The sequence below is a fragment of the Halomonas sp. McD50-4 genome (genome assembly GCF_022348135.1).
Classification (GTDB): domain Bacteria; phylum Pseudomonadota; class Gammaproteobacteria; order Pseudomonadales; family Halomonadaceae; genus Vreelandella; species Vreelandella piezotolerans.
On the sequence record NZ_JAKRFG010000002.1, the window covers coordinates 203,570 to 221,688 of the forward strand.

The following is an 18,119-nucleotide window of genomic DNA, read 5'->3' on the forward strand; positions in this document are numbered from 1 at the left end:
AGAGGTGTTCGTCATGGCAAGTGGCAAAGAAGACAAAGTGAAAGGCGCGGCCAACAAAGCCGCCGGGAAAGCCAAAGAAGCCGCCGGTAAGGCCACCGGCAGCAGCAAAACCGAAGCCAAAGGCAAAGCCCAGCAAGCCAAAGGCGAACTGCAAAAAGGCAAAGGCGATGCCAAGGAAGGGGCCAAGAAGAAAAAGTAATTCTCGATGGCACCCCATCATCCACCGGAGCCCAGGCTCCGGTGGCTGTTTTGGCACTTTACGTGACCCAGCGCACGATTTGCGGCTGCTATTTCACGCTTAATGGCAATGTGTCATGACTCCCCTCACTGAGGACGTGCCCCATGCCTACCATGATGAAAGCGGCAATTTTCGTTGAACCGGGCCGCATCGAAATCGACGACAAACCCATCCCCGAGATTGGCCCGAACAATGCCCTGATGCGCATCACAACCACCACCATCTGCGGCACCGATGTTCACATCTTAAAAGGCGAATACCCGGTAGAGCGCGGTTTAACCATCGGCCACGAGCCCGTGGGGGTGATTGAAAAACTCGGTGCCAACGTCAAAGGCTACCAAGAAGGCCAGCGGGTGATTGCTGGCGCGATTTGCCCCAGTTTCACCTCTTACGCCTGCCAGGACGGTTGTTGTGCACAGGATGGCGACCACCACAGCCACGGCTACAAGCCCATGGGCGGCTGGCGCTTTGGGAACACCATCGATGGTGCCCAGGCGGAGTACCTGCTGGTGCCCGATGCCCAAGCGAACCTCTCGCCCGTCCCCGATGGCCTAACCGACGAACAGGTGCTGATGTGCCCAGACATTATGTCGACGGGGTTTGCCGGTGCGGAATCCGCAGGCATTAAAATAGGCGATACGGTGGTGGTGTTTGCCCAAGGGCCAATTGGCCTGTGCGCCACCGCAGGCGCGCGGCTGCGGGGGGCGGGCATGATTATCGCCGTAGACGGTGTGGATGAGCGCCTGCACATGGCCAAGCAGATGGGCGCGGATGTAACGCTGGATTTCCGCAAGGTCGATGTGGTGGAAGAGGTGCTGAAACTCACCGGTGGTCGGGGGGTAGACGCCGCCATCGAAGCGCTGGGCCTACAGCAAACTTTTGAGGCCGCGCTACGGGTGCTAAAACCCGGCGGCACGCTCTCGAGCCTGGGGGTCTACTCCGAAGACCTCACCCTTCCGCTGGGTGCGTTTTGTGCAGGGCTGGGCGATCATAAAATCATTACCTCGCTGTGCCCGGGCGGCAAAGAGCGCATGCGCAGGCTGATGAGCATGATCGCATCAGGCCGCATAGATCTGGGCCCGCTAGTTACGCACCGCTACGCGCTGGAGGAGATCGTGGAAGCCTACGACCTCTTCTCCCACCAGCGCGATGGCGTGCTAAAAGTGGCGCTTAGCGCTGGCTAAGCGCCACCGGTAGCGGGCTATACCTCTTGGTACAGCTCGCTACCTTCCCGGCGGAATTTCTCCGCCTGCTCCTGCATACCGCGCTTAACTGCTTCGGCGTCGCTTTCAGCGGCGTTTTCCGGGGTGCGGTCGCGGTAGGTGTCGCGTACTTCCTGGCTGATCTTCATGGAGCAGAACTTCGGCCCGCACATGGAGCAGAAGTGGGCTACCTTGGCGGAGTCCTTCGGCAGGGTTTCATCGTGGTATTCCCTGGCGGTGTCCGGGTCCAGCCCCAGGTTGAACTGGTCTTCCCAGCGGAATTCGAAGCGCGCCTTGGAAAGGGCGTTGTCGCGACGCTGGGCCGCCGGGTGGCCCTTGGCCAAATCCGCCGCGTGGGCGGCAATCTTGTAGGTGATGATACCGGTTTTGACGTCGTCCTTGTTGGGCAGGCCCAGGTGCTCTTTCGGCGTCACGTAGCAGAGCATCGCGCAGCCAAACCAGCCAATCATCGCCGCCCCAATGCCCGAGGTAATGTGGTCGTAGCCGGGGGCGATATCCGTCACCAGCGGGCCAAGCGTATAGAAGGGCGCTTCGTCGCAGCACTCTAGCTGCTTGTCCATGTTCTCTTTCACCAGGTGCATGGGCACGTGGCCGGGGCCTTCGATCATCACCTGCACGTCGTGCTTCCAAGCAATCTTGGTCAGTTCACCCAAGGTTTCGAGTTCAGCAAACTGCGCTTCATCGTTGGCATCGGCAATGGAGCCGGGGCGCAGGCCGTCGCCCAGTGAGAACGCCACATCGTACTGCTTGCAGATCTCGCAGATCTCCTCAAAGTGGGTGTACAGGAAGCTCTCCTGATGGTGATACAAGCACCACTTCGCCATGATGGAACCGCCACGGCTGACGATGCCGGTGACACGGTTGGCGGTGAGCGGCACGTAGCGCAGCAACACCCCCGCGTGGATGGTGAAGTAATCCACCCCCTGCTCCGCCTGCTCGATCAGCGTATCGCGGAAGATTTCCCAGGTGAGGTTTTCGGCAATGCCGTTGACCTTCTCCAGCGCCTGATAGATGGGCACCGTGCCAATCGGCACCGGCGAGTTGCGGATGATCCACTCGCGGGTTTCATGGATGTTCTGGCCGGTGGAGAGGTCCATGATGGTATCCGCCCCCCAGCGGATGCCCCAGGTCATCTTGTCCACTTCCTCCTCGATGGAAGAGGTGACCGCCGAGTTGCCCAGGTTGCCGTTGATCTTCACCAGGAAGTTGCGGCCAATGATCATCGGCTCGCTTTCCGGGTGGTTGATGTTGTTGGGAATGATCGCCCGCCCGCGAGCCACCTCATCGCGCACGAACTCCGGGGTGATCTCCTTGGGCAGGCTGGCGCCGAAGCTCTGGCCCGCATGCTGATGGCCCAGAATGCGCTCTACTTCTGCCGTTCCCAACGCTTGGCGGCGCTGGTTTTCCCGCAGGGCAATGAACTCCATTTCCGGCGTGATGATGCCCTGGCGGGCGTAGTGCAGCTGGGTCACGTTCTTGCCCGCTTTCGCCCGGCGGGGTGTGCGGCTTAAATCAAAGCGCAGCTGGGCAAGGGTAGGGTCGTTGGCGCGGCGCTGGCCATACTGGCTGGTGGGGCCATCCAAAAACTCGGTGTCGTTGCGCTCTTCGATCCAGGCCCGGCGCAGCTCCGGCAGGCCCTGGCGCAAATCGATGCGGGCGTTAGGGTCGGTGTAGGGGCCGGAAGTGTCGTACACCAGCAGCGGCGGGTTCTGCTCATCCACGCCGCTGGTTTTGGTGGGCGAGAGGGAGATTTCCCGAAACGGCACGCGAATATCCGGCCGCGAGCCTTCCACGTACACCTTGCGCGAGCCGGGCAGCGGCGCCACGGCGGCGGCATCGACCTGGGCGGTTTCGGCTAAAAAGTGCGCGGTGTTGCTTTTGACGGTCTTGGTCATGACGGTTGCTCTGTGTTGTAGGAGGTTATTCAGAAAGGTCTATACCCATCTGCCAGAAGTCGATTTCCAGGCGGGTGGCATCGCGGAAGATCTTGCTCAGCTCAGCAAAACGGGCGGGGGCGATATCCGCCAGGCGGGCATCGAGCCACGCAAGCTCTGCCTGCATGGCGGCCTGAAACTCCTCGCCTTCGTACATGGCGATCCAGGCATCGAACGGGTTCTGCGCGCCGCGCAGCGTAGAAGACTGCGCGTTGAGCCAGTTGGCGATTTCGCCGTAGCCCACCAGGCACGGGGCCAGCGCCACGTGCAAATCCAGCAGGTCGCCACGGTTGCCGGTATCCAGCACGTAGCGGGTGTAGGCCAATGTGGCGCGGGCTTCGGGGAGTTCGGCAAGCTCCTGTTCGCTGATGCCCCACTCCTGGCAAAAGCCCACGTGCAGGCCCAGCTCCACATCCACAATGGCTTTCAGTCCTTCATGGGCCTGGCGCAAATCCGCTAGGGTGGGGCTTTTGTAGGCGGCCAACGCGTAGGCGCGGGCGAAGTGAATCAGGAACAGGTAATCCTGTTTCAGGTAGTGGCGAAACGACGCCTCAGGCAGCGTGGCGTTGGCCAGCTGGCGCACGAAGTCGTGCTCGATATAGGCGCGCCAATCTTGCTGGCAAGCGGTGGTGAGATCGGTAAAGCGGTAGCCCATTGTGTGCCTCCGGGGGGTAATGATCCGGAGGGCGGGCGAGAAAGATCGAGGGAGTGGCACGGAAGGGTGGCGTAAAGGAGCGCCGCGGCCATCGCTTGATCCCTACGCCGGTACCCGCGCGCTCGTAAAAGAGCAGCGCATTAGCCGGATCAGGTTCAGCGGGACCAGCGCTCGGTAGCCAAAAGCCCACCCTGCGCCATCTCAGCCGGATATCACCGGCACCCCGTCAAGCTGTTCGTCGATGGAGTGTAGGAGGCGGGTGGGGGAGATGCAAGGGGGCGCTAACTTGATAGACCACGGGCTTCATTGAAGGATGACTATCCTTCACTAACCCAATGGACTTCTAACGCCCGCAAAGCCATTGCCGAGCACATGGGTGTATATCTGGGTGGTTTCGATACTTTTGTGGCCCAGCAGCTCTTGAACGGTGCGAATGTCAGTACCTTGGCTTAGTAGTTGAGTGGCGAAACTGTGCCGCAAGGAATGGCATGAGCCAGGGCGTGTTAAAGAAGATGAGCGCATGGCATATTTGACGGCTCTCTGGACGGCAGAGGCATGAATGTGATGTAGAACGACGCGGCCCCGCTCATCGAAACAAGGCTTGGAGGAAGGGAATAGCCACTGCCATGCAAGTGAAACACCTGCGTTCGGGTATTTACGGTCCAGAGCATAAGGCAGTGACACAGGAATAGCGTTGTCTTCAATGCGAGCGTTCAGCTGTTGTTCTGCCATTTGTATATGCGTATGTAATGGCTGGATACACGAAGGTGGCAGTAGCGTGGTGCGGTCTTTGTTGCCTTTGCCAGAATACACAGTGATGATTTGCCGTGAGAAATCAATATCTTTGACGCGAAGCCGACAAGCTTCGGAGACACGTAAACCTGAGCCGTACATCAGTGAGGCCATGAGAAGCATAGAGCCAGACAAGTGCTGAAATACCTCCATTACCTCCTGATGGGAAAGCACTACTGGTAAGCGCTGAGGGCGCTTGGCTCGGCTAAATTGACCAATCTCTCCAAGCGGTTGCTCCAGCACGTGGCGATAAAGAAAGACGATGGCATTGAGTGCTTGATTCTGTGTCGCCGCCGCCACGTGCCTTTCGATTGCCAGATACTCCAAAAATTGCCGTACTTCATGATCTGTTAGGGTAGCAGGGTGTTGTAAGTTATTGAACCGAATGTAAAAGCGAATCCAGTAGCAATAGGTTTTCTCGGTGCGCAAGCTATAGCGCTTGACCCTCATGGTTGCCTTGACGCGTTCCATCAGTTTCATAGCAGGATGCCTCAATAATACTGTATATAAAAACAGTATTATTGAGACGAGCAAAACGCGCAAGCCCGCGAATGTTGGCTATATCGCCGAAATTCTCTTTGCACGCTGTAGAATCAATGAGGTAGATTCAATTTGCTGGCTATGAAACCTCAGTCATTGTGATGTCACGTTCATTGAGGTTTCATGGCAGGGGGTATAATCACTGTTAGCCCTTTAGGAGTCTATTTTGACAGAGCAAAAGAAAGATGGATTTTACTTGGAACCATATAAGAGCGTTCACGCCACAGAAAATTGGTTTAAGAACTTAAAATTTCTGGGGAAAGGTGGGAATGGGACTGCATTTTTAGTTATGGCTACTGATGGGCCTTTGCGAGGCGGTCTGTTTGCCTTAAAAGTCTTCCATATGCTTTCTTCTGAAAGGAGGCAGGAAAGATTTCTTGAAGAGGTAAAATTTCTCAAATCTAGCAATCACCCAAATTTAATGAAGCAATTAGACGAAGGAACGTATGCAGGTCACCCTTTTGTCGTACAAGACTATATGCCAAAAACGCTTCACCGAGAGCTAGACGGAAAATCGATTGAATTTGGCAAGGCATTGTTATTTTCCTGCCAATTGCTTTCTGCTTTGCAGGCATTGCATTCCCAATCTTTCATACATCGAGATATAAAGCCTCAAAACATATTTGTCGATAATCTAACTATCTACATGGGTGACTTTGGGTTACTCAAAAAGATAGACACGGCACATGACGAACAAGACAGGAATGACTTTGAGGGGTATTTTGCGATGCCGAAATACTACCGCACGCCAGAATTGGTTGCTTACGCCAAAAGGCAAGGTGCACTAGATCTGAGGTCAGACATCTTCCAGCTAGGCCTTGTTATTGCTCAAATGTTCACTGGTAGAAATCCTCTCGTGTATATGGAAGATAGCCTGTCTGATATAGAGCTGGAAAACATTGGGCACGTCCCGGGGAAGCATGGGGGGCTAGTAGCCAAAACCATAATGGAAATGACCTCTCTCAAACCAGAAAACAGGTGCTCCATAAGCACAGCACTTGGACGTTTCACAGGTCTTGTTGAGACTTATGCAAAAGAATATGAGGCGTTTCATGGCGTATCTTTCATGGGCTAACAAGTCAAAGCACTCGGACGTCGCTACGCTCCGCCGGTGTTTGAAGCGTTAAGGGCAGAAGGAGAGTCGAGTGCGGGATGAGCACGTAGAGTATTTCTCGCAGTTCCTCGGTGAATTTCAAGGGGAGACCGATCGGGGCGCGGCCTTGGTCGGCGCGGCTTTGATCGATGAGCGGTTACACAGACTTTTAGAGTCGCATTTTGTTGCGTGCAAGGAGTCTAAAGAATTGCTGAAGGGCGGTAATGCGCCGATTGGTTCGCTCAGCGCACGCATCAAAATGGCGTATTGTCTTGGTCTCATCACGGAGCTTGAGTTCAAAGAATGTGAGCTTATCAGGCGCGTCAGGAATGAGTTTGCTCATCAGGTTCACGGTCTGACATTCGCAGACAACAAGATAAATGACCTCTGCAAAAATTTGCGCGCGAATACGCCGGATGGGGCCAGATTCGACGGTAATACACGCCAGCTATTTATTAACTCAGTTATCTTGGTGTCCCTTGCTCTGTGGTATCGCCCTGAATACAACAAGCCCAACAGGGCTAAGCATCGGGATTGGAGCTATCAGCTCAGCCCTTAACAAGGCCAGGCACGGCGACGCCTTTTTCGTTGTGGCTTCGCCTCCACTACAAAGCCGCGCATGCTGGCGGCGTTAGCTCAAAAGGAGAACCATGGCAGATTTAAATGAAAAAGAAGGCTCCATTGTCAGCCATTGCCCTGGTTGTCGCGGTGGTAGAAGCACTTTCGAATGGAAGGTGGATGGTCGCGAAATTGGAGCCCACGAAAGAAGAGAAAAAGATCGCTACTGGCCAGACTGCGTAGTTTCTTACAGGCTCTTTAAATGTGCCGGCTGCGGGATGGGGGCATTTGGTGTTGTTAAAATGGGCGGCGGAGGAAATTATCCTGGTTCATACAACCGCCTTATTAGGTTTTTTCCAGAAGCAAAGCAGCGTCTACCTGTTCCACGTTCAGTACCTCAGGGTATCGTCACAGAGTTTCGTGAGGCTGAAACTTGCTTGGAGAACATGTGTATTAGGGCTGCGGCTGGGCTAATTCGTTCCGTGCTTGATAAAACTCTACGTGCTAATGGCTATAAAACTAAGCAGGAATCCAATCTGTATAAACAAATTGAAGCAGCCGCTGAAGATGGTGTCATAACGCAAGCAAGAAAGCGCCGAGCACATGATGAGATTAGAGTTCTCGGTAACGATGTTCTGCACGATGATTGGCATGAAATACCAGAGGAAGATGTTGAGGCGGCAAGGCATTACTGTCAGAGAATCCTTGAAGATTTTTATGATGATCGCGAATCGGTTTTGGCGCTGTTAAGAGAAGCTGGGAGAGTTCCCGAAGAGGACCGTGAAGTTGAAACTGAAGAGAGCGAGAGCTAACAAACGCATGTTGCCGGACTGGTTTTCCGCTACGCTCCAAACCAGCCGCAAATGCGGGCGTTAAAAGTTTATGATCTATCTCATTCTTACAAAGAAAGGTTTTGAGGAGCTGGCGGGTGAGTTAGGTCGTACATCTTCTCCTGCATGGATAAATCGAGGAGTCATGAATGCTGATGAAGCTGCTAAGTTTAGGGAGGAAGGGGCAGAGATCACTCTTTTTACCTACGAACTACCGCGAGGTGATATAGCGGCTTTAGAAGATGAGTTGGCTATAATGCGCAAAAAAGCGTCCAACATGTTCCGCAGCTCATGCGGGCGTTACCCTTCCAGTCGCCGCCTTGCAAAACTCCGTCAATGACGTATATTAATTGTCATGTTTACCATCATCGAAACCCCGACATTCGAAGCAGATGCCAGAAAAATCTGGATCGAGGAAGAGCGAAATGCCTTCTTCGCCTGGTTGGCAGCCAACCCTGAAGTTGGCGACCCAATTCCAGGTAGCGGCGGATGCAGAAAGGTTCGCTGGTCGGTGGCGGGTTCAGGGAAGCGTGGTGGAGTGAGAGTCATTTACTTCACCCGGTTGGCAAATGGTGAGATCTGGCTGTTGGTGATCTACAAGAAGGCCGTCAAGGAGAACATACCCGCGCATATCCTGAAGTCGATTCGTGAGGTATTGGAAAATGAGTAATGAGACCCTGAGTGCTGAGGATCTTGGCAATAAGCTGCTCCAATCAGTTAAAGAAATGAAAGCGGGCAAAGCCGCACGAGTCAGTCGTGTGGAGCCAAATGAGGTCGCAGAGGCGCGTGGCAAGACCGGCCTCACACAGCGAGAGTTTGCCGAGGTACTCCATATTTCTCCGCGCACGTTGCAGGAATGGGAGCAGGGTCGACGTAAACCTTCTGGGCCGGCAAAGGCGCTCATCGAGATTGCATTTCGCCATCCGGAGGTAATTCGGGAAGACCTCGAACTCAGGGGTTAGCAAGGTGGTCAACGGGACGCCAACTACGCTGTGCTCCGTTGTCGCCCATTACCACTGGCGTTAGCAGCTATTGCCACTCTCGAAAAGTGACACTATTAGCCTGATTCAAGGTGAGCCCATGAAAGTTGAGCTTATTACCAACCTTAAGTGCCAAGCCACGGAAAGCTTGGCTGACCTGCGCTTGTCTAAAGAGTCAGTACGGATCACCGAGCATGGTAAGCCATCCGCATACCTTGTCGATGTGCAAGATTACGAGTTCATGCAACGTCGCTTTGATTTGCTTGAAGGGCTTTCACGGGGAGAGCGTGCTGTACTTGAAGGAAGAACGTACAGCCAAAGTGAGGCCAGGGAAAAAATGAGTAAATGACTGACGTAATCTGGACGGAGCCTGCGCTTCAAGAACTGGATAGCATCGCTGAATACATTGCTCTCGATCATCCTGTTGCTGCAAGTCATCTGATCCAGGAAGTGTTTGATAAGACTGAGCGTTTGGGAGATTGTCCCCAATCAGGACGGATACCTTTTTCTCCTTTTTGCAACGTCAACGTCACGGGTGGGCTTTGGCGTTAGGCCCATCACATTGAGGGTTGTGTTCTCGTGATATTGCGCATTGCTTTTGGTTTCTTGATCCTGTTCTCGGCATCTGGATCGGCGAGCGAGACGCATGCCCCGGCGCAGCCCACCGCATCGGATGTTCGTCTGGAAACTGCCACCGGCACCCTTTTTGGTTCTCTGCTCCTGCCGCCCTCTACCGGGCCACATCCGCTTGTATTGCTGCATGCCGGTTCCGGTCCCACGGATCGCAATGGCAACAGTGCTCTCTTGCCGGGAGCAAATGACAGCCTGAAGCTGCTTGCCGAAGCACTTGCTGTGCGGGGGATCGCCTCGGTCCGCTACGACAAGCGGGGAGTGGCGGCCAGTGCAGCCGCTGCACCTTTGGAGAATGAGCTTCGCTTCGACACCTACGTAGAGGATGCCGCCGCATGGGTCCGCCAGCTTCGAACGGACTCTCGCTTTGGCACGATCACTCTGCTTGGGCACAGTGAGGGCTCATTGATCGGCATGCTCGCAGCAAAACAAGCGCGTGCGGATGCCTTCATCTCGGTTGCTGCACCGGCACGTTCCGCGCCAGAGATTATCCGCGATCAGTTGCGCCCGCAGCTTCCGGATGATCTGTGGCAGGATAGTGAGCGCATTCTCTCCGAGCTGGAACAAGGTCACACGACAGAGGGCGTGCCGCCAGCGTTGGCGTCATTGTTCCGTTCGAGCGTGCAGCCGTACCTGATCTCTTGGTTTCGGTACGTGCCGACTGAGGAAATCCAGCATGCCCCCGGCCCGGTATTGATCGTCCACGGCACTACAGACGTACAGGTCAGTCCGAGCGAAGTGGAGGCGCTCAAGCAAGCGCGTCCAGATGCAGAACTGTTGCTCGTGGAAGGAATGAACCACGTGCTCAAAATGGTTCCGGCCAATCCAGCGCAGCAAAGCGCTTCGTACTCAGACGCATCGCTGCCTGTAGCCCCACTGTTGGTGGATCACATCGTCGAATTCACTGACCGTGTGCAGCGACTACCTTAGAAGCCCAACCAGCGTTATCGCTATTAAGGCGCTCCTGCCCTGGGCCGTTGGGGCCTGATAGTGCAGGCCTTAAGTGGCTTACCCTAACAGCATCTGTTTAAGAGCTGGTTGGTGATCTTATGAGGGCCTATCCACATTGAGGGAAAGCTCAGCGCTATATCAGTAGTGATACCGAAGCTGGGCGATGAGAAGAGCGTCATCCGTGACCTTATAAACGATGCGGTGTTCTTCGTTGATTCGCCGAGACCAGTAACCAGCAAGGCTGTGTTTAAGGGGTTCTGGCTTGCCGACTCCTTCAAACGGCGCTCGTTTGATTTCTTTGATTAGCTTGTTGATTCGGTTGAGAACCTTCTTATCGGTTTTCTGCCAGTACAGATAGTCTTCCCAGGCGTTCTCGGAAAAGATGAGCTTCATTCAAGAAGCTCCTTTTCCTGACCACCTCCTTGCTCCAACTCGGCAACGGATTCCAGTAAACGGCGGGCGTTTTTGGGCGCGCGGAGGAGGTAGGCTGTCTCTTGCAGTGCTTCATAGTCTTCGAGAGAGATCATGACCACGGATTGCGCCTTATTGCGGGTGATGATCATAGGAGAGTGGTCTTCACAGACCTGCTCCATGGTTTTTGCTAGGTTGGTTCTAGCGGCGGTGTAGCTGATGGCATCCATAAAGGGTGCTCCTGTACGCGATGTTGTTAATGTACAGAATAGCGTACAGGATTGGGTTTGCCAATTGGCTTTGCCGCGTTCGGTTTTCTCCGCTTTAAAACAGCGGTTGAGCCGGTGATGCCCACGAATCGTATCCCACGCTAATCCGTTGATAGGCGCTTGCTCACACCATCATTAAGCCTTGCTTGCGTGTTGGCGGCGCGTAGGCGGCATCAATCTCTGCCAAATCCTCGTCATCGAGCCTGACCTTATCCGCATCAGCGTTCTGTTTGAGGTGATCCAGGCTCACGGCTTTAGGAATCGCGATCACGCCGAGGTGGCGCAGTGCCCAGGCAAGCGCGACTTGCGCGGTAGTGGCCCGGTGTTTGTCGGCGATGCGTTGCAGAGTAGCGTCACGAAGTAGCGCGCCGCCTTGCCCGACCGGGCAGTAGGCCATGAGCGGCATGTTGTGCTGTGCTTGCCAGGGCAGCAGGTCGTACTCGATGCCCCGGGCGTCGGGGTTGTAGAGCACTTGGTTGGTGGCGCACGCGGGCGCGTTTAGCTCTTCTAGGTCGTCAACGTCGAAGTTCGACACTCCCCAACGCCGTATCTTGCCCTGCTCGCGTAGCCGCTCAAACGCTTCCACGGTTTCACTCAGCGGGTACTGGCCGCGCCAGTGCAGCAGGTACAGATCAATCGTATCGGTGCCCAATCGGCGCAGGCTGCGCTCGCAGGCGGCTTGAACACCCTGGGTGCTGGCGTTGTGCGGGTACACCTTGCTGACGAGATACACTTCATCGCGCCGCCCGCGAATGGCTTCGCCCACGATCTCTTCCGCGCCGCCCTCGGCGTACATCTCGGCGGTATCGATCAGCGTCATGCCCAGGTCTATACCTTCACGAAGCGCCCTGATTTCAGCCTGCCGCTGCCCGGCATCCTCGCCCATGTGCCAGGTGCCCTGGCCGATGCGGGGGACGCTGATGCCGCCTAGCGCAATCGTCTGCATATCTCACTCTCCAAGTGTGATTTATAGTGTGATGCGGTTCTGACTGACCAAGGCCATCGTCGTTCGTGCTTCCATCGTAGTCGATCCGTATTGAAGGGGATAAACGAGAGAAGCTTGATGAACACAATTTTGAGATCATGTCAGAAGTTACTCATGCCGCCTTCGTGGCCGCTTTCAATACTATCGAGAAACCCAAATGGACGAATACACCGCTTGCATTCAGTGGGCCCGTGGAGCCGATGAAGCCTTTATAGATCAGCGCTATAGCCGTGGGCACGAATGGGTGTTCGATGGTGGCGTTCGCGTGCCTGCGTCGTCATCGCCTCATGTAGTGCCATTGCCCTATTCGGTCGAGGCCAACGTCGACCCGGAAGAGGCGTTCGTGGCCTCGCTCTCCAGTTGCCATATGCTGTTCTTCCTCGCCATCGCCGGGCAGCAGGGCTTTGTCGTGGAAAGCTACGTGGATAACGCGGTGGGTGTGATGGAGAAGGGTAGCGATGGGAAGATCGCCATGACCCAAGTCACGCTGCGGCCAAAGGCGGTGTTTGCAGGAGAACCGCCCTCTATTGAGGCGCTTGAGCACATTCACCACGCCGCCCATGAAAAGTGCTTTATCGCTAACTCCGTTAAGACCGATGTGGTGACCGAGATTCAGCATTAACGTCGTTAAGTCGTCGGCTGCTGGAGCGTGATATAGCAAAACGTCATGGCAGCGGTTAGCCTAAACGGTGGGTTAATCACGCTCATTGAGCATATAGGCGCAGCCATGGAAGATACCTCTAACGTCAGGCTGGCGTTGGCAGACGCATCGGCATTTGAAGCGTTCAAGCAAGAGTTAAAAGCCTCGTTTAGCGTGGCGGTGGAAGAGACGTTTGGCGCAGTGGAGGCGAGCTTGCTTCCTTCCGACACCGATATCGACAACTCTCTTACCGCGCCAGATGCCGTGGTGCATCACATACTGTTTGACGGCGTGAAAGTGGGCGGCGCGATTGTGACCATTGACGAAGCCACCCAGCACAACGCGCTGGATCTGTTCTATCTCTTACCCAGCACCCACGGGCGTGGCGTGGGCTATCGTGCCTGGCAAGCCATTGAGCAGATGTACCCACAAACGCGGGTATGGATGACCCACACGCCCTACTTTGAAAAGCGAAACATCCACTTTTATGTCAATAAGTGGGGTTTTAAAATTGTCTCTTTTTATAACCGTTATTACCCCTTGCCGGATGATGAAGAGCGGGGTAGTAAGGAGCATAAGCTTGAGTTTTTTGGCTTTGAGAAAGTCATGAGGTAAGCCTCGGAAAAAGGATTTTAAAGTGACCGTAAGAGCTGCAGAAAGAACCGATATTGCTGCCATCGCTGAGGTGTATCAGGCCTGTTTCCCCCGCGAGAAAAACCACGCCAAGTGGATAGAGGCGTCGTTTAACGCCTACCCAAGGGGCGTTTACTACGTGGTCGAAGTGGAAGGCCAAGTGCGCGGTTATATCCTTTGGTGCGTGAAGAACGGCTTTCGGGAAAAGAGCATAATCGAGCTGGAACAAATCGGCATTCACCCAGATGCGGCGGGTAAGGGGCTGGGTAAGCAGCTTATTGTGGAGTCGCTAGCGCCGTTCAAAGCTCACGTGCGCCGCCAGGGCTGCGGCGTGGGGGCGGTAATGGTGACCACCTCGGAAGGCAACTTCGCGGAGAAGCTGTATCAATCCACGCTAGGCGTCTCCCGCGCGGCGGTGATTAGTGGCTATGGCACAGGGGATGAGGTGATCTTGTATAACGCCAGCGTGGAGTAGCGCGAAAGCGGTGATGTATCAAAAATTCCTTAAGGAGAAGGAAATGAAAGGCGAGTGCCTGTGTGGGGAGGTGGCATTCACGATCGACGGTGAGCTACCGAACTTGTACCAATGCCACTGTTCGTTATGCCGCAAGGCCACCGGCGCGGCTGCCAATGCAGCCACCTTTGTGCAGGGTGAGCAGTTCAAGTGGCTGTCGGGGCAGGGAAGTATCCGTTCTTATCAGCGTGACAGTGGCTACCGAAGCGATTTTTGCGCGACATGCGGCAGCCCGGTACCCAACCAACTGCGCGGTAGCGACTGGGTGTGGGTGCCAGCAGGGTTATTAGAAGATGAGACCACTGCCCGGGTTGCCGTCCATCTTCATATGGCTTCGGCTGCCGCCTGGGAGCAGGAGGCAACCCACTGCCAGCGCTTTGATGCCTCCCCCGAGAGCCTGGAAGCGCTGTACAGCGCACTTCGCCAGGTGTGAGCATGAATGCAAACTCAACCGACTATCGCATACGCGCCTTTCAGGCAGAGGATATGGAGGCCGTGCTCTCTATTTGGCTGTCGGCGTCGGTTCAAGCGCATGATTTTATCGCGCCCCGCTTTTGGGAATCGAAGCAGGGGGCGATGCGAGATGTGTATCTTCCTGCTTCTGAAACCTACGTGGCTGAAGCATTGGGCCAGGTGGTGGGCTTTTACAGCCTTTATGAAAACACGCTAGCCGCCATTTTTGTGCAACCCAACCAGCAGGGCCACGGCTTGGGTAGTGCGCTGCTGGAAGATGCCAAGCGCCTCAGGGAGTGGCTGCAACTAACGGTGTATGCTCAGAATGTTTCTAGCGTCCGTTTTTATGAAGCGCGGGGTTTTGTGCCCATGGGCGAGCAGTTGGATGAGCACACGGGAGAGCCAGAGCTTCTCATGCGTTTCAGACGCACCTCGGCATAGTGCGACACGCTGAGAGTTTTTTTGAAAGCCGCAATATATCGCTGGGTATTCTCTATTAACTCATAGAGTTAAATGATAAATGGCGTCTAACCTGCTATAGATGAATCAATCATTGTTATAGGTTTGGTGTTCCATTGATTAAAAAACTCACCCCGCCGATACTGCGTCGTTTGCAGTGGTGTGCTCTTGCCCTAGTCGCTTTCATGTTAGCCGCCATGGTATGGCAGGGAATTCGCGTTCAGGAAGCACTGCTGGATGCCAATGCTGCCGTAAACCGGCATTTGGAGAGTATCGTTCTCATACAAGCGTTCAAATCAACGCTGCTGGATCTGGAGACGGGGGAGCGGGGTTATGTGATCACTGGTCAACCAGCCTACCTGCTTCCCTATCAGCAGGCGCGTGCCCGCTTAGCACATCAACAAGAGCAGTTGAGGCGTATTTCATTGCCCACTGGCGCCGATGATCTGTTATCGGAAGAGGTGTTGTCGTCCTTGGTCGAGCGGCGTATGCAGATAGCAGAATCCAATATCTCCGTGCGTGATACGGATGGCCTGGAAGCCGCCGCGCTAAGACTGTTGGCGGCTGGTGGACGTCAAACGATGGATCGGTTACGTGGGCATTTAAATGCGTTAGAGCAAAATGAACGCGAGCGTTTGAGTGCCCAAACCCTGCAGGCCACTCGTCAAGCCCGGCAATCCCGTTGGGTGTGGGGGGGCGGGGCAGCGGTGATTGCAGTGCTGCTGCTGGTCACAAGTTTGTCGGTAATCAATCAGTGGCGTCAGCGCCAGCGGGTCATGACCATGCAGAAAACCTTCATCTCCACGGTGAGCCATGAATTGCGCACGCCTTTGACGGTGATTCTAGGGGCATTGAGCATGCTGCAAAGCGGTGTCGGTGGCACGTTGAGTGCGGATGCGCAGCGCTTGGTCGTGTTATCGAACGATAACGGTAAGCGATTGAAAAGTTTGATCGATGATATTCTTGATATCGAGAAGCTCGAAAGCGGACAGCTCACGTTCCAGCGGCAACGCCTGCCGTTGCTTCCCTTGGTGGAACAAGCGGTAACGCTGAATCAGCCCTATGCAGAGAGTTTTTCAGTCTCGCTAGGATTTCAAACGATTACCACACACGATCACGCACCACACCGGCCAGCCATGCAACCGCTCGATGAGCATGACTATGTGAACATCGACCCGGAACGGTTTGCTCAAATCATGGCGAATTTGATCTCGAACGCTTGCAAGCACTCTGATCCCGGCGAACACGTTGCGGTAAGCGCAGGGGCAATCGATAGCCAGTGGCTTGAAATCCATGTGTGCGATCACGGAAACGGAATACCGTTGTCGTTTCAGCCGCGCGTGTTCGAGCGTTTTGCTCAAGCGGACGGGACAGACCGGCGACGCACCGGTGGGACGGGGCTTGGCTTGTCCATCACCAAGTCCCTAGTGGAAGAAATGGGGGGCAGCATCGGTTTTCACTCCGTACCAACGGAGGGCTGCTGTTTCTGGGTTCGCTTACCCAGGGTGGCAAAGCCAGCCTGATGGATCAGTGCAATGATGGCTCCGCTTGTTGCCGGGGCTGACCACGCCAACGCAGGGTATCTATGACCCTCTTAAGGACCAGGAAAATTAACCATGAATCATCGCCAACCACGTTGGTTGCGTGCAGCCCTATCGGCATGCGTGCTGTTCGCGTCATCTCATGCGATGGCGCAAGACGACCCCATTACCGCCGAGCTAGCGCGTATCGAACAGGCGCTGGACGCGCGTATTGGCTTTGCCGCGCACAACCTAGCCACGGGCCAGCGTTGGGAAGTGAATGCCGATGAGCGCTTTGCGATGTCCAGTACCTTCAAAACCCTGGCCTGCGGCGCGCTACTGGAGCAGGTAGATGAAGGGCAGTTAGCGCTGGAGACCGAGGTGAGTTTTGAGGAATCTGACCTAGTGACGTACTCCCCGGTGACTGAGCAGTATGCGGGCCATCAACCGATGACGCTGTTTGAGCTGTGCGATGCCACCATGACGACCAGCGATAATACCGCTGCTAACCTCGTGTTACAGGCGCTAGGTGGGCCGGAGGCGGTCACGGCCTTCGCACGTAGTATGGACGATCCTATTACTCGGTTAGACCGCTATGAAACTGAGTTGAACGAAGCCACTCCGGGGGACGAGCGCGACACCACCACGCCCAACGCTATGCTGGCCACGTTAGAAAAACTGGTGCTTGGCGATGTCCTAGCGGATGAGTCTCGGCAGCAGTTAGAAGCATGGATGAAAGGCAATGCCGTTGCGGATGGCCTCTTCCGTGCCGCCATGCCGTTTGATTGGGTGATCGCAGACCGAACTGGCGCAGGTGGTTATGGCTCCCGCTCGATTACCGCGATTATTTGGCCTCCAGAGCAACCACCCACGGTGGCGGTATTTTATATCACCGACACCGAGGCCTCGTTTGAAGAGCGCAATGCAGCCATTGCCTCGCTAGGGGAAGTGGTGCAAGCCACTTTAGCAGACGAATAACGAAACACGGGTGGCCAAACAGCCACCCGTTTTTGTAACCATTCATCTTTGAGCGACGCTACTATCGAGTGAACCTATCCGCCGTTATCGAGTGGGTAGGGGCCGTTGGTTATAAAACTCCCGTATGCTCTACCACCACCATGACGCCAATCCCCATCAGCACGACCCCGCCTATCAGTTCGGCCCAGTGGCCAACGTACTTGCCCAATGAGTGACCAAGCAGCGTTCCCATGGAGGCCATCACGGTGGTGGCAAGGCCAATGGCGAGGCTGGTGGTGATAATGTTCACATCGATGAATGCCAAGCTGGCACCTACCGCCATGGCGTCTAGGCTGGTGGCGGTAGCCGTCAGTATCAGCAGCCACAGCGTTTGCTTGCGGTGCGCTATCTTGTCTTCTTTCTTGAGACCTTCATGAATCATATGCAGGCCAATGACGGTCAGCAGCGTAAACGCGACCCAGTGATCCCAGGCTTCCACGTACTGTTGAGACGCCTTACCCGCTACCCAGCCAAGCACCGGTGTCATCGCTTCGATGATGCCAAACACCAAGCCAATGCCGATGGCGTGATGGAAGCGGGGTTTGCTCAGTTCCGCGCCTTTACTGATGGAGGCTGCGAACGCATCCGCCGACATGGAAACCGCAAGAAAAAGGAGGGCAACGGGTGTCATGGTGGGCAGACTCTTGAAGTAAAAGCGTTGTGTGAAATGCTTACTTGAGTGACAAATGAAAGAATCGAATAGCGCGAAATCTTATCAGTTTTTTTGTTGATGACCACAAAGTTCATAAAAAATAAAGTTGATGATGGCGAACAAGTATTGCCTTGGCTAAGAA

At 55.0% G+C, this 18,119-nt stretch carries 25 protein-coding genes and 1 riboswitch; of the genes, 18 read left to right on the forward strand and 7 right to left on the reverse strand.

Features of this window, described 5'->3' with window-relative positions:
• The first annotated feature begins 13 nt into the window (after window positions 1-13).
• Together MHM85_RS03510 and MHM85_RS03515 are read left to right on the forward strand one after the other, a co-directional pair.
• Window positions 14-199 (forward strand): CsbD family protein, encoded by a 186-nt coding sequence (locus MHM85_RS03510; protein WP_139525293.1) that lies wholly within the window; start codon window positions 14-16, stop codon window positions 197-199.
• 143 nt (window positions 200-342) lie between these two features.
• Window positions 343-1,422, forward strand: coding sequence for an NAD(P)-dependent alcohol dehydrogenase (locus MHM85_RS03515; RefSeq protein ID WP_239284877.1), 1,080 nt, complete (start codon window positions 343-345; stop codon window positions 1,420-1,422).
• A 17-nt stretch (window positions 1,423-1,439) separates the two neighbouring features.
• Here MHM85_RS03515 and thiC read toward each other — a convergent pair whose 3' ends face one another.
• From thiC to MHM85_RS03530, 3 genes are all read right to left on the reverse strand, one after another.
• Entirely contained in the window at window positions 1,440-3,356 is a 1,917-nt protein-coding gene (gene thiC / locus MHM85_RS03520) for a phosphomethylpyrimidine synthase ThiC (protein WP_239284893.1), read from the reverse strand.
• A gap of 25 nt (window positions 3,357-3,381) precedes the next feature.
• The gene (gene tenA / locus MHM85_RS03525) at window positions 3,382-4,050 is read right to left on the reverse strand and encodes a thiaminase II (protein ID WP_239284910.1); all 669 of its coding nucleotides are present in this window, start codon (window positions 4,048-4,050) and stop codon (window positions 3,382-3,384) included.
• Between the two features lie 82 nt (window positions 4,051-4,132).
• Window positions 4,133-4,286, reverse strand: a riboswitch (TPP riboswitch).
• A 91-nt stretch (window positions 4,287-4,377) separates the two neighbouring features.
• Window positions 4,378-5,322, reverse strand: a complete 945-nt coding sequence (locus MHM85_RS03530) for an integron integrase (RefSeq protein ID WP_239284912.1) — start codon at window positions 5,320-5,322, stop codon at window positions 4,378-4,380.
• A gap of 226 nt (window positions 5,323-5,548) precedes the next feature.
• On the opposite strand from MHM85_RS03530, the gene MHM85_RS03535 reads away from it, so the two are divergent.
• The 9 genes from MHM85_RS03535 (at window position 5,549) to MHM85_RS03575 (ending at window position 10,403) form a co-directional block, all read left to right on the forward strand.
• Complete coding sequence (locus tag MHM85_RS03535; RefSeq protein WP_239284928.1) at window positions 5,549-6,457, forward strand: protein kinase; 909 nt, start codon at window positions 5,549-5,551, stop codon at window positions 6,455-6,457.
• Window positions 6,458-6,527: 70 nt separating this feature from the next.
• On the forward strand, window positions 6,528-7,034 hold the full coding sequence (locus tag MHM85_RS03540) for an MltR family transcriptional regulator (RefSeq protein ID WP_239284932.1): 507 nt from the start codon (window positions 6,528-6,530) through the stop codon (window positions 7,032-7,034).
• Window positions 7,035-7,125: 91 nt separating this feature from the next.
• Complete coding sequence (locus MHM85_RS03545; protein ID WP_239284949.1) at window positions 7,126-7,845, forward strand: DUF4145 domain-containing protein; 720 nt, start codon at window positions 7,126-7,128, stop codon at window positions 7,843-7,845.
• A gap of 70 nt (window positions 7,846-7,915) precedes the next feature.
• Window positions 7,916-8,203 carry a hypothetical protein gene (locus MHM85_RS03550; RefSeq protein ID WP_239284952.1) on the forward strand — a complete coding sequence of 96 codons (288 nt, stop codon included), beginning with the start codon at window positions 7,916-7,918 and terminating at the stop codon, window positions 8,201-8,203.
• 15 nt (window positions 8,204-8,218) lie between these two features.
• Window positions 8,219-8,533 carry a transcriptional regulator gene (locus tag MHM85_RS03555; RefSeq protein WP_239284967.1) on the forward strand — a complete coding sequence of 105 codons (315 nt, stop codon included), beginning with the start codon at window positions 8,219-8,221 and terminating at the stop codon, window positions 8,531-8,533.
• Window positions 8,526-8,825, forward strand: coding sequence for a helix-turn-helix domain-containing protein (locus MHM85_RS03560; protein WP_239284983.1), 300 nt, complete (start codon window positions 8,526-8,528; stop codon window positions 8,823-8,825). Before MHM85_RS03555 ends, MHM85_RS03560 begins: the two co-directional genes overlap by 8 nt.
• A 118-nt stretch (window positions 8,826-8,943) precedes the next feature.
• A complete protein-coding gene (locus MHM85_RS03565) occupies window positions 8,944-9,192 on the forward strand; it encodes a type II toxin-antitoxin system Phd/YefM family antitoxin (RefSeq protein WP_239285056.1) in 249 nt (82 codons plus the stop codon).
• A complete protein-coding gene (locus MHM85_RS03570; protein WP_239285059.1) occupies window positions 9,189-9,395 on the forward strand; it encodes a type II toxin-antitoxin system RelE/ParE family toxin in 207 nt (68 codons plus the stop codon). The genes MHM85_RS03565 and MHM85_RS03570 overlap by 4 nt, the downstream gene beginning before the upstream one ends.
• Window positions 9,396-9,422: 27 nt before the next feature.
• Window positions 9,423-10,403, forward strand: a complete 981-nt coding sequence (locus tag MHM85_RS03575; RefSeq protein WP_239285062.1) for an alpha/beta fold hydrolase — start codon at window positions 9,423-9,425, stop codon at window positions 10,401-10,403.
• A 159-nt stretch (window positions 10,404-10,562) separates the two neighbouring features.
• On the opposite strand, the gene MHM85_RS03580 is transcribed toward MHM85_RS03575, so the two are convergent.
• The 3 genes from MHM85_RS03580 to MHM85_RS03590 form a co-directional block, all read right to left on the reverse strand.
• On the reverse strand, window positions 10,563-10,817 hold the full coding sequence (locus MHM85_RS03580; RefSeq protein ID WP_239285065.1) for a Txe/YoeB family addiction module toxin: 255 nt from the start codon (window positions 10,815-10,817) through the stop codon (window positions 10,563-10,565).
• Window positions 10,814-11,065: a type II toxin-antitoxin system prevent-host-death family antitoxin gene (locus MHM85_RS03585; RefSeq protein WP_081195530.1), complete on the reverse strand. Its 252-nt coding sequence runs from the start codon at window positions 11,063-11,065 to the stop codon at window positions 10,814-10,816. Before MHM85_RS03585 ends, MHM85_RS03580 begins: the two co-directional genes overlap by 4 nt.
• A 163-nt stretch (window positions 11,066-11,228) precedes the next feature.
• Window positions 11,229-12,050 carry an aldo/keto reductase gene (locus MHM85_RS03590; protein WP_239285068.1) on the reverse strand — a complete coding sequence of 274 codons (822 nt, stop codon included), beginning with the start codon at window positions 12,048-12,050 and terminating at the stop codon, window positions 11,229-11,231.
• A gap of 196 nt (window positions 12,051-12,246) precedes the next feature.
• Between MHM85_RS03590 and MHM85_RS03595 the strand changes: the two genes are divergently transcribed.
• From MHM85_RS03595 to bla, 7 genes are all read left to right on the forward strand, one after another.
• On the forward strand, window positions 12,247-12,711 hold the full coding sequence (locus tag MHM85_RS03595; RefSeq protein WP_239285071.1) for an OsmC family protein: 465 nt from the start codon (window positions 12,247-12,249) through the stop codon (window positions 12,709-12,711).
• A 105-nt stretch (window positions 12,712-12,816) separates the two neighbouring features.
• The gene (locus MHM85_RS03600) at window positions 12,817-13,344 is read left to right on the forward strand and encodes a GNAT family N-acetyltransferase (RefSeq protein WP_239285073.1); all 528 of its coding nucleotides are present in this window, start codon (window positions 12,817-12,819) and stop codon (window positions 13,342-13,344) included.
• A gap of 22 nt (window positions 13,345-13,366) precedes the next feature.
• Window positions 13,367-13,837, forward strand: a complete 471-nt coding sequence (locus MHM85_RS03605) for a GNAT family N-acetyltransferase (RefSeq protein ID WP_239285075.1) — start codon at window positions 13,367-13,369, stop codon at window positions 13,835-13,837.
• Window positions 13,838-13,880: 43 nt separating this feature from the next.
• Window positions 13,881-14,309, forward strand: a complete 429-nt coding sequence (locus MHM85_RS03610) for a GFA family protein (RefSeq protein ID WP_139525308.1) — start codon at window positions 13,881-13,883, stop codon at window positions 14,307-14,309.
• A gap of 2 nt (window positions 14,310-14,311) precedes the next feature.
• A complete protein-coding gene (locus MHM85_RS03615) occupies window positions 14,312-14,770 on the forward strand; it encodes a GNAT family N-acetyltransferase (protein ID WP_139525309.1) in 459 nt (152 codons plus the stop codon).
• 134 nt (window positions 14,771-14,904) lie between these two features.
• On the forward strand, window positions 14,905-16,311 hold the full coding sequence (locus MHM85_RS03620; RefSeq protein ID WP_139525310.1) for an ATP-binding protein: 1,407 nt from the start codon (window positions 14,905-14,907) through the stop codon (window positions 16,309-16,311).
• Window positions 16,312-16,404: 93 nt separating this feature from the next.
• Entirely contained in the window at window positions 16,405-17,286 is an 882-nt protein-coding gene (bla, locus tag MHM85_RS03625; protein WP_153842270.1) for a class A beta-lactamase, read from the forward strand.
• A 109-nt stretch (window positions 17,287-17,395) separates the two neighbouring features.
• Here the strand turns inward: bla and MHM85_RS03630 are convergent, their stop codons facing one another.
• Entirely contained in the window at window positions 17,396-17,956 is a 561-nt protein-coding gene (locus MHM85_RS03630; RefSeq protein WP_139525312.1) for a manganese efflux pump MntP family protein, read from the reverse strand.
• Between the last annotated feature and the right edge of the window lie 163 nt (window positions 17,957-18,119).

Excerpts from the sequence above, each read along its gene's own strand:
- MHM85_RS03510 (WP_139525293.1), top strand. The coding sequence starts at position 14 with ATGGCAAGTGGCAAAGAAGACAAAGTGAAAGGCGCGGCCAACAAAGCC.
- MHM85_RS03515 (WP_239284877.1), top strand. The coding sequence starts at position 343 with ATGCCTACCATGATGAAAGCGGCAATTTTCGTTGAACCGGGCCGCATC.
- thiC (WP_239284893.1), bottom strand. The coding sequence starts at position 3,356 with ATGACCAAGACCGTCAAAAGCAACACCGCGCACTTTTTAGCCGAAACC.
- tenA (WP_239284910.1), bottom strand. The coding sequence starts at position 4,050 with ATGGGCTACCGCTTTACCGATCTCACCACCGCTTGCCAGCAAGATTGG.
- MHM85_RS03530 (WP_239284912.1), bottom strand. The coding sequence starts at position 5,322 with ATGAAACTGATGGAACGCGTCAAGGCAACCATGAGGGTCAAGCGCTAT.
- MHM85_RS03545 (WP_239284949.1), top strand. The coding sequence starts at position 7,126 with ATGGCAGATTTAAATGAAAAAGAAGGCTCCATTGTCAGCCATTGCCCT.
- MHM85_RS03550 (WP_239284952.1), top strand. The coding sequence starts at position 7,916 with ATGATCTATCTCATTCTTACAAAGAAAGGTTTTGAGGAGCTGGCGGGT.
- MHM85_RS03555 (WP_239284967.1), top strand. The coding sequence starts at position 8,219 with ATGTTTACCATCATCGAAACCCCGACATTCGAAGCAGATGCCAGAAAA.
- MHM85_RS03560 (WP_239284983.1), top strand. The coding sequence starts at position 8,526 with ATGAGTAATGAGACCCTGAGTGCTGAGGATCTTGGCAATAAGCTGCTC.
- MHM85_RS03565 (WP_239285056.1), top strand. The coding sequence starts at position 8,944 with ATGAAAGTTGAGCTTATTACCAACCTTAAGTGCCAAGCCACGGAAAGC.
- MHM85_RS03570 (WP_239285059.1), top strand. The coding sequence starts at position 9,189 with ATGACTGACGTAATCTGGACGGAGCCTGCGCTTCAAGAACTGGATAGC.
- MHM85_RS03580 (WP_239285065.1), bottom strand. The coding sequence starts at position 10,817 with ATGAAGCTCATCTTTTCCGAGAACGCCTGGGAAGACTATCTGTACTGG.
- MHM85_RS03585 (WP_081195530.1), bottom strand. The coding sequence starts at position 11,065 with ATGGATGCCATCAGCTACACCGCCGCTAGAACCAACCTAGCAAAAACC.
- MHM85_RS03590 (WP_239285068.1), bottom strand. The coding sequence starts at position 12,050 with ATGCAGACGATTGCGCTAGGCGGCATCAGCGTCCCCCGCATCGGCCAG.
- MHM85_RS03595 (WP_239285071.1), top strand. The coding sequence starts at position 12,247 with ATGGACGAATACACCGCTTGCATTCAGTGGGCCCGTGGAGCCGATGAA.
- MHM85_RS03600 (WP_239285073.1), top strand. The coding sequence starts at position 12,817 with ATGGAAGATACCTCTAACGTCAGGCTGGCGTTGGCAGACGCATCGGCA.
- MHM85_RS03610 (WP_139525308.1), top strand. The coding sequence starts at position 13,881 with ATGAAAGGCGAGTGCCTGTGTGGGGAGGTGGCATTCACGATCGACGGT.
- MHM85_RS03615 (WP_139525309.1), top strand. The coding sequence starts at position 14,312 with ATGAATGCAAACTCAACCGACTATCGCATACGCGCCTTTCAGGCAGAG.
- bla (WP_153842270.1), top strand. The coding sequence starts at position 16,405 with ATGAATCATCGCCAACCACGTTGGTTGCGTGCAGCCCTATCGGCATGC.
- MHM85_RS03630 (WP_139525312.1), bottom strand. The coding sequence starts at position 17,956 with ATGACACCCGTTGCCCTCCTTTTTCTTGCGGTTTCCATGTCGGCGGAT.